Annotated in this window: 1 rRNA gene; it reads right to left on the bottom strand. The window is 53.1% G+C overall.

The window, feature by feature from the left end:
• Positions 1 to 2,095 (bottom strand): 23S ribosomal RNA (locus tag APT89_RS06675); the annotation flags it as partial.

The following is a 2,095-nucleotide window of genomic DNA, read 5'->3' as shown; positions in this document are numbered from 1 at the left end:
ACGTTAGAACACCAGCCATTAAAGGGTGGTATTTCAAGGACGGCTCCACGCAGACTGGCGTCCACGCTTCAAAGCCTCCCACCTATCCTACACATCAAGGACCAGTGTTCAGTGTCAAGCTATAGTAAAGGTTCACGGGGTCTTTCCGTCTTGCCGCGGGTACACTGCATCTTCACAGCGAGTTCAATTTCACTGAGTCTCGGGTGGAGACAGCCTGGCCATCATTACGCCATTCGTGCAGGTCGGAACTTACCCGACAAGGAATTTCGCTACCTTAGGACCGTTATAGTTACGGCCGCCGTTTACCGGGGCTTCGATCAAGAGCTTCGCGTTGCCGCTAACCCCATCAATTAACCTTCCGGCACCGGGCAGGCGTCACACCGTATACGTCCACTTTCGTGTTTGCACAGTGCTGTGTTTTTAATAAACAGTTGCAGCCAGCTGGTATCTTCGACTGATTTCAGCTCCGTCCGCAGGGACTTCACCTACATATCAGCGTGCCTTCTCCCGAAGTTACGGCACCATTTTGCCTAGTTCCTTCACCCGAGTTCTCTCAAGCGCCTTGGTATTCTCTACCTGACCACCTGTGTCGGTTTGGGGTACGATTTCGTGTTACCTGATGCTTAGAGGCTTTTCCTGGAAGCAGGGCATTTATCACTTCAGCACCGTAGTGCCTCGTCATCACGCCTCAGTGTTAAAGTGAACCGGATTTGCCTGGAACACACACCTACACGCTTAAACCGGGACAACCGTCGCCCGGCTGACATAGCCTTCTCCGTCCCCCCTTCGCAGTAACACCAAGTACAGGAATATTAACCTGTTTCCCATCGACTACGCCTTTCGGCCTCGCCTTAGGGGTCGACTCACCCTGCCCCGATTAACGTTGGACAGGAACCCTTGGTCTTCCGGCGAGCGGGCTTTTCACCCGCTTTATCGTTACTTATGTCAGCATTCGCACTTCTGATACCTCCAGCATGCCTCACAGCACACCTTCGACGGCTTACAGAACGCTCCCCTACCCAACAACGCATAAGCGTCGCTGCCGCAGCTTCGGTGCATGGTTTAGCCCCGTTACATCTTCCGCGCAGGCCGACTCGACCAGTGAGCTATTACGCTTTCTTTAAATGATGGCTGCTTCTAAGCCAACATCCTGGCTGTCTGTGCCTTCCCACATCGTTTCCCACTTAACCATGACTTTGGGACCTTAGCTGGCGGTCTGGGTTGTTTCCCTCTTCACGACGGACGTTAGCACCCGCCGTGTGTCTCCCGTGATAACATTCTTCGGTATTCGTAGTTTGCATCGGGTTGGTAAGCCGGGATGGCCCCCTAGCCGAAACAGTGCTCTACCCCCGAAGATGAGTTCACGAGGCGCTACCTAAATAGCTTTCGGGGAGAACCAGCTATCTCCCGGTTTGATTGGCCTTTCACCCCCAGCCACAGGTCATCCGCTAATTTTTCAACATTAGTCGGTTCGGTCCTCCAGTTAGTGTTACCCAACCTTCAACCTGCCCATGGCTAGATCACCGGGTTTCGGGTCTATACCCTGCAACTTAACGCCCAGTTAAGACTCGGTTTCCCTGCGGCTCCCCTATACGGTTAACCTTGCTACAGAATATAAGTCGCTGACCCATTATACAAAAGGTACGCAGTCACACCCGAAGGTGCTCCCACTGCTTGTACGTACACGGTTTCAGGTTCTTTTTCACTCCCCTCGCCGGGGTTCTTTTCGCCTTTCCCTCACGGTACTGGTTCACTATCGGTCAGTCAGGAGTATTTAGCCTTGGAGGATGGTCCCCCCATATTCAGACAGGATACCACGTGTCCCGCCCTACTCTTCGAGTTCACAACCTGTGCATTTTCGTGTACGGGACTGTCACCCTGTACCGTGCGACTTTCCAGACGCTTCCACTAACACACAAGCTGATTCAGACTCCGGGCTGCTCCCCGTTCGCTCGCCGCTACTGGGGGAATCTCGGTTGATTTCTTTTCCTCGGGGTACTTAGATGTTTCAGTTCCCCCGGTTCGCCTCGTTAACCTATGTATTCAGTTAACGATAGTGCAACGAATTGCACTGGGTTTCCCCATTCGGACATCG

Source organism: Enterobacter sp. 50588862, from assembly GCF_001462935.1.
In the GTDB taxonomy this organism is placed as follows: domain Bacteria; phylum Pseudomonadota; class Gammaproteobacteria; order Enterobacterales; family Enterobacteriaceae; genus Enterobacter; species Enterobacter bugandensis.
Note: the sequence above shows the minus strand (reverse complement) of the source record. Positions and strands in the feature narration are given on the sequence as shown.